The sequence below is a fragment of the Arthrobacter sp. CAL618 genome (genome assembly GCF_000468215.1).
Lineage (GTDB): Bacteria > Actinomycetota > Actinomycetes > Actinomycetales > Micrococcaceae > Arthrobacter_D.
In genome coordinates this window covers 15,235-15,952 of sequence record NZ_ASZW01000110.1, presented here as the reverse complement: position 1 = coordinate 15,952, position 718 = coordinate 15,235, and the positions used below count along the sequence as shown (strand labels likewise).

Sequence of the window (718 nt, the reverse complement as noted above, 5' to 3'; positions counted from 1 at the left end):
GACGCCCTTGCGTCCCCGGCGGGTCTGTTGTTCCTGCTGGCGTTGGCGCAGCAGAACTCCCACCTGGTCAGCGTCGAGCAGCCCCGGAATGCCGAGGAAATCCTGTTCATCCTCGCTGCCCATTTCGCCGCCGGTACCGAACTCACCGCCGTCGAAAAGAACCCGGTCAAAGGACGCCTGGGATTCAAGCGCCTCAAACTTCTGCTTGGTCAGTTCGTCGGAGGCTTTCTCGGCACGGTTCGCCTCCTCCATCAACGCTTCCTCGGGGGCGAACCCGTCCTCGTCAGTCGCCGGACGGTCCAGGGCATGGTCACGCTCAAGTTCCAGCTGGTTGGCGAGGATCATCAGGTTCGGCACCGATGGCAGGAAGACCGAAGCGGTCTCTCCCCGGCGTCGGGCACGCACAAAGCGTCCCACCGCCTGGGCGAAGAACAGCGGCGTCGCTGTCGAGGTTGCGTAGACCCCGACGGCGAGCCTCGGTACGTCAACGCCTTCGGAGACCATCCGGACCGCTACCATCCAGCGCTGCTCGCCAGCCGAGTACTCCTCGATCTTCTCCGACGCCTTCGCATCATCCGAGAGAATCACTACCGGTGATTCGCCGGTGATCTTCTTGAGCAGGCCAGCATAGGCCCGGGCGTCGTCGTGGTCGGTGGCGATCACCATGCCGCCGGCGTCGGATACCGTCCGCCGCACCTCGGAGAGCCGCTTGTCGGCC

At 64.8% G+C, this 718-nt stretch carries 1 pseudogene (cut by a window edge); it reads right to left on the bottom strand.

Annotation, left to right across the window (positions count from 1 at the left end):
* Window positions 1–718, bottom strand: a pseudogene (locus K728_RS18715) (DEAD/DEAH box helicase) (its annotated part continues 834 nt past the right edge of the window); the annotation flags it as partial.